This window comes from uncultured Cocleimonas sp. (assembly GCF_947495625.1).
In the GTDB taxonomy this organism is placed as follows: domain Bacteria; phylum Pseudomonadota; class Gammaproteobacteria; order Thiotrichales; family Thiotrichaceae; genus Cocleimonas.
In genome coordinates this window covers 122,021-128,236 of record NZ_CANLZW010000011.1, presented here as the reverse complement: position 1 = coordinate 128,236, position 6,216 = coordinate 122,021, and the positions used below count along the sequence as shown (strand labels likewise).

Genomic DNA, 6,216 nt, shown 5'->3' with positions numbered 1-6,216 from the left:
CCTTATGTGTAGTGCTTGGTGGTACAAACATTATAACAATTGAAGTTCAGGCTTTCTTTAGTTTGAATAACTATGGGGCAGCAGTGGGGGTGACCTAATATTTTATATCGATACAAAGAGCCGTTTATAAATTCACTTTCTGCCTATCAAAAACGGTTTCCATCGAAACAAATGTTGAAGTGTGAGATACGAACGGTAATGCCGCAATCTTCTCACCTAAAAGTGTTCTGTATTCCTGAATATTAGTAGTTCTTACTTTTAAAAGATAATCAAAATTTCCGGCAATCATATTGCATTGCTCAACGGCAACCAGCTCTTTTACTGCGGCATTGAATTTCTTTAAAGAGGCGGATGTTGTATCGCTAAGCGTTACATTAATAAAGGCAACGTGCGTTTCATCCAATAAATCATAATCAAGCTGGGCCTGATATCCCGTTATGTAACCGGTTTGTTCCAATTTTCTTAATCGCTTAAGTGTGGGAGTTTTACTGAGCCCAATCTGGTTTGCTAGTTCAGCAACACTAATACGCCCATCTACAGCCATGATGGATAGTATTTTTTTGTCGTAAAAGTCTAAAAGACTATCTAAAGGCTTTTTCATGGATAAAAATATTTGTTAATTCAAGTTATACGTATTCATAGATTAGTTTATTTGCTTATATAAGTCTAATGGACTATTTAAAGTATAGTATCTTATTCTAATCGGATCGTAGATAAACCAGATCACTCTATTCGGCATATTCATCATCTTCAATTACAGGAATTAAATATGACTAAACTTTCAGATATTCGGGAAACATTACGTGGAGCAACACTAGGTGATGAAGCTGTTGTTGTTAAACATATGTTGGATAATCTCGATATTGATGAGGCTACACGTCAATCAACCGTAGATATGGCGGCTTCCTGGGTGCGTGATATGCGTGCATCGGGTGATCCCGGCTTGATGGAAAGTTTCCTTGCAGAATATGGTTTGTCGACTCAAGAGGGGGTTGCGTTGATGTGTATGGCAGAAGCGTATTTGCGCGTGCCAGATAACAAAACGCTGGACGATCTCATTCAAGATAAAATTGCACCGCAAAATTTCGGTGATCATCTTGGTCATTCAAGCTCTATGATGGTGAATGCGTCAACTTGGGGACTGATGTTAACCGGTAGCGTGTTGTCTGATTCGGATCAGCGTGGATTAATGCCTGCGCTACAAAAAGTCGTTAAGCGTGCGGGTGAGCCAATCATTCGTGTTGCGGTAAAACGCATGATGAAGATGATGGGTGGACAGTTTGTACTGGGTGAAACTATCGAGTCTGCTATTGATAATGGTACTGATTACACCAAGAAAGGCTATCGTTACTCATTCGATATGCTGGGTGAAGCGGCTTATACATTACAAGATGCCGATAAGTATTATCTTGCCTATGCGGATGCGATTACAGAATTGGTTGAGCATTGTGAAGGTAAAGATGTTCGTTTAAATCCGGGAATCTCGGTAAAGCTTTCTGCTTTATACCCTCGTTATGAAACATTGCATAAAGAAGATGTGATGAAGTCACTTTACCCATCTTTAAGATCTTTGTGTCTGTTGGCGAAAAAGGCAGGTATCGGTCTTAATATTGATGCAGAAGAAGCAGAGCGATTAGATATCTCTCTGGATATTATCGAAGCATTGCTTGAAGATGGAAGTCTGCAAGGTTGGAATGGTTTAGGTATTGTTGTTCAGGCTTATAGCTACCGTGCGCCGCATGTTCTTGATTGGTTATACGAGCTTGCCGTGAAATACGACACTAAATTGATGGTGCGTTTGGTAAAAGGCGCGTATTGGGATCGTGAAGTAAAGCGTTCTCAAGAGCTTGGTTTACCGGGATATCCAGTTTATACACGTAAGAATAATAGTGATCTTTCATACTGGTATTGCGCGAAGAAATTATTGGGTCAGCGCGATAGAATTTTCCCTCAATTTGCGACACACAATGCGCATACGATTGCTTCTATACTGAAATTAACTGAAAAAGAAGCGGATGCGGCGAGCACTTTCGAATTCCAGCGTTTACATGGAATGGGTGAATCTTTGCATGAGTTGGTTCGTAAAAAACATAAATTCCCATGTCGAATCTATGCGCCAGTAGGTGTGCATCAAGACTTACTCGCTTACCTTGTAAGACGTTTATTAGAAAATGGTGCAAATGCATCGTTTGTCAGTCAGGTTTTGGATAACCAGATTCCACCGAGTGAAGTGACTGCCGATCCCGTGAAAAAAGCGGAAGCGTGGTTGGCTCAGGCTGTGCCTGGCGTTGCTGGGCCTGATGATTTGTTTTTACCTGAACGTACCAATTCAAAAGGTTTTGATTGGTTGGATGTTGCTGATATTCAGAAAATGGAGTCGATGAGAACACCGTTTAAAACAGTGCAGTGGACTGCAGAACCAATGGTCGTAGGTGCCGCTAAATCAACGCACATTAAACGCGATGTGTTTAACCCGGCTACAGGCGAAGTGGTTGGCTGGATTACCGATGCAAATGCAGAGCAATTGGATGCCGCTGTTGAAAGCGCGCATAAAGCGCAGCCGGCTTGGCAGCAGTTAGATGTTATCGAGCGTGGCCGAATCCTGAATAAAGCCGCTGATCTATACGAAGAAAATGCAGGCGAGTTTTTCGCTTTATTATCACGAGAAGCGGGTAAATCGATTGTTGATTGTATTGCCGAGTTACGCGAAGCCGTAGACTTCCTTCGTTATTATGCTGCACAAGCCGAACATATCGCGCCTAATAAACAAGCGTGTGGTGTGATGGCGTGTATTTCGCCGTGGAACTTTCCTCTAGCCATTTTTTCTGGGCAACTTAGTGCAGGGCTTGCGGTGGGTAATGCAGTTTTGGTAAAGCCTGCAGAATCAACCTCGTTAATTGCTTATAAAGCTGTGCAACTATTGCACGAAGCGGGTGTGCCTGAAGCGATACTTCAATATTTACCAGGTCAAGGTAGTGTCATCGGTGCGGGATTGAGTAGTCATCCAGATATTAATGGCATGATCTTCACTGGTTCTACCGCAACGGCAAAACACATCGAACGCAGCATGAGTCAATCGAGCGATGTTCGTGCGCCATTGATTGCTGAAACAGGCGGTTTGAATGCGATGATCGTCGATTCTTCGGCACTTCCAGAGCAAGCAATTACTGATATCGTCGCTTCTGCATTCCAGTCTGCAGGTCAGCGTTGTTCGGCATTACGCGTATTGTATTTACAGGAAGACATTGCGGAACACACGTTGGAAATGCTCTACGGTTCAATGGATTTATTGCGCATGGGTAATCCATGGAATTTAAATGTGGATGTGGGGCCTGTGATCGATGAAACGGCTGCCAAAGGCATTACTGATTATATCGAAGAAAACAAAGCTTCGATCTTAAAGCAAACGCCAATGTCGAATGTCGAAAAAGATGTCGCCTCAACTGGATTCTTTGTGCCGCCTACAGTGATCAAAGTAAACGGTATTCAAGACCTTTCTCGTGAAATATTTGGTCCTGTGCTGCATGTCGCAACTTTTTCTGCTAATGAGATAGATGAGGTAGTAGACGCTGTAAACAATGCAGGCTTTGGTCTGACGTTTGGTTTACACACACGTATTGATTCTCGTGTTCAGCAGATTGTAGATAACCTCAAAGCTGGCAATATGTATGTGAATCGTAATCAAATCGGTGCGATCGTTGGTTCTCAACCATTTGGTGGTGAAGGTCTATCCGGCACAGGTCCTAAAGCAGGTGGGCCTTTCTACTTGAAAAGACTGGTACATGAAATCGATACTGTCGAGAACGATAAACAATCTGCATCTGCGGAAATTATGGATACGGCTGAGTTAAATAATAGTGTTGAGCTATTGTTGAAGAGTTCGTTTGAAGAATTTGGTCATTTGTTGCCGTTAGATGCTGAAATTTCGCAGGACTACTTAGGATTGATTAATCGTTGCAGACAAGATCTTCATGAATCGCGTTCGTTACCAGGTCCGACAGGTGAAGACAATCTACTCAGTTTGAATCCGCGTGGTTTAACCATCATAGCGACACCAAATGCCGATGTGGCTTTCCAGCAGGCAATACAGGCGCTGTATTGTGGTAATCCATTATTAGTGTGTAATGAAAACTTCAATAAAGCACAACAGGATTGGTTAACGCAGCACCCGAACGTCATTCTGAATGCGAAAGGCATTAGTCCTGAACAATTGACTGAAATTTCAAGTTTGACTAACTTTGCCTACAATGCGGCGAATGATGATCAAACTGCAATGGCTCGTGAGTACAAAATTGCGTTAGCGAATCGCGATGGTGCAATCGTTCGCTTTATCAATGAAGCGGAGTCACCTTACCTTTACGCGCAAGAGCGTCATCTTTGTATTAATACAACGGCTGCTGGCGGTAATGTTCAGCTGATTGCTAATTCAGAATAGTTTAGCAATAAAAGATGTATAGAGTCGTTCGCAAAGAACGGCTGATTAATTAACTCATAAATCAATGTGTGCAGCATTCTTCAATAAGAATGCCGCTAAAACTTAAAATGACACCCCCCTACTTATCGGCACTTTTTTTATAATAGTGCCGATAAGTAGGGGGGTGTCAAAATAGTTATACAATCATTTATGTGAATTTGTGGGTTGAGGCAAAGCTATTGATTGCGTCGTGCACTTTCCGAGAGCTTTCTCCATCTGCATTTTTTTCGACACGTTCCAAATGTTTCTGCATCAGTTTTAATACTTCTCTGCTACTTTCAGGACAGTCCTCAGCTTCGTGAGCTATTGCGCAAGCCTCCACATAGGGAACGTTAGCCCCGCTGGATATTGATTTGATTTCTCCTTCGCTCAAATCACAAAAATCTGAAAAATCAGTAAATCTTAGCATTGTAACCTCCTATTTCGACATTGAATGTCGACCATGAAATTGCACATCCTAAGTGCGTATTTTGGATCGCTGCACTAAAAAAGACATGCTGTGTATACATTTTCAATAATGGGTATTTGTAACTTATTGAATTAATGTAACTTTAGTATTTTTTGTAAGTTTAGATTTAACGCTTTATTTTATTGATGCAAAAAACATACCAATTAGCTCCGGTGCAAATTTGGAGGTTTATATAATCAATAGCGCAGGAATAGGGGAATCTAAGAAAAACGGACATAAAAAACCCCCTATTTGTAGGGGGGGGACTTATTTGGAATGATCTGGGGAGTTAGCTATTTTTTAGAAGCTCGTCCATATCAGGGTCGGCGTCAACTTTTCCGCCTACATCGATTTCTTCTGGGGTGGCTTCACGAATTGACAGGACTTTAAGTTTGAATACGACGTCTCTGCCACAGAGTGGGTTATTTCCATCTACGGTTAATGTCTTGTCATCGATTCTAGTCACTATGAAGTTCTTAGCCTCACCTTTTTCATTTTCCATGGTGATTGTCATGCCAATCTCGCGATAGTCCTCTGGGACATTTTCGATGAGATCGGTAAACACTAGAGATTCATCTCTGTCTCCATACAGTTTTTTGGTGTCGATAGGTACTTCGATAACGTCCCCTACTGTGTGACCAGCCAGCGTGGATGTAACGTCTGAAGATAAAACCGAATTGGTGCCATGAACGTAGCCAATTGGGTATTCAATCTTAACCAGTGGCTTATTGGATTTTTTATCGACAACTTCGTAATTGAGTTCAACGAGTTTGTTTTCTTCAATAATATGTTTCATAGTTTTCTTAAGCAGGTTTGAGTATATGTCGGGTTATGGGTTAGCGTTTTTTTAGAAAATAGAAACACTGAAGATACGAATCTCATCGTCTTCATAACCCAATACCATTCTGCCAAGCCATTCGCCTTCCACTTTCTTATGTCTTTGTTTAAATAGAACAGTGATGTGCTCGCCACGGCGAATAGTTCCCAAAATATCAAACTCTGGGCTCAGGTTCTGTGCTAAATCGCTACGGGCAAATTGTTTGCCAAGTTCCATTTCATTGGCACTTGGGCGCAATACTTTAGCAAAGTGTTCGATGAACATTAGGTAGTTTTTGTTGTTGGAGTACTTAACTAGATTAGCCCACCAAGGGCCAGCTATTGCAATTATTTCGTCATCAGTTTTGTCTAGGATATTCACATTGTTCTCCGTAAAAATTGGGGCTTAAATTAGAGTTATTCTAACGAATATAGGGGTTACTCTAAGATAAAAAAAGACCAAAAGATATTCTTTGTG

The 6,216-nt window shown here is 41.5% G+C and carries 5 protein-coding genes; 1 reads left to right on the top strand and 4 read right to left on the bottom strand.

The genetic code is table 11. From position 1 onward, the window contains the following. Positions 1-124 precede the first annotated feature (124 nt). Positions 125-601 (bottom strand): Lrp/AsnC family transcriptional regulator, encoded by a 477-nt coding sequence (locus Q1A31_RS08325; protein ID WP_299875080.1) that lies wholly within the window; start codon positions 599-601, stop codon positions 125-127. A gap of 168 nt (positions 602-769) precedes the next feature. Here Q1A31_RS08325 and putA point away from each other — a divergent pair, with 168 nt between their 5' ends. Beyond that, positions 770-4,435 carry a bifunctional proline dehydrogenase/L-glutamate gamma-semialdehyde dehydrogenase PutA gene (gene putA, locus Q1A31_RS08320; protein WP_299875077.1) on the top strand — a complete coding sequence of 1,222 codons (3,666 nt, stop codon included), beginning with the start codon at positions 770-772 and terminating at the stop codon, positions 4,433-4,435. 187 nt (positions 4,436-4,622) lie between these two features. On the opposite strand, the gene Q1A31_RS08315 is transcribed toward putA, so the two are convergent. The 3 genes from Q1A31_RS08315 to Q1A31_RS08305 all read right to left on the bottom strand — a co-directional run bounded on the left by Q1A31_RS08315 (position 4,623) and on the right by Q1A31_RS08305 (position 6,120). Continuing rightward, positions 4,623-4,883 carry a hypothetical protein gene (locus Q1A31_RS08315; RefSeq protein WP_299875074.1) on the bottom strand — a complete coding sequence of 87 codons (261 nt, stop codon included), beginning with the start codon at positions 4,881-4,883 and terminating at the stop codon, positions 4,623-4,625. 328 nt (positions 4,884-5,211) lie between these two features. Further along, on the bottom strand, positions 5,212-5,718 hold the full coding sequence (locus Q1A31_RS08310) for a peptidylprolyl isomerase (RefSeq protein ID WP_299875071.1): 507 nt from the start codon (positions 5,716-5,718) through the stop codon (positions 5,212-5,214). A gap of 51 nt (positions 5,719-5,769) precedes the next feature. Next, positions 5,770-6,120 (bottom strand): hypothetical protein, encoded by a 351-nt coding sequence (locus Q1A31_RS08305; RefSeq protein ID WP_299875068.1) that lies wholly within the window; start codon positions 6,118-6,120, stop codon positions 5,770-5,772. Positions 6,121-6,216 lie beyond the last annotated feature (96 nt).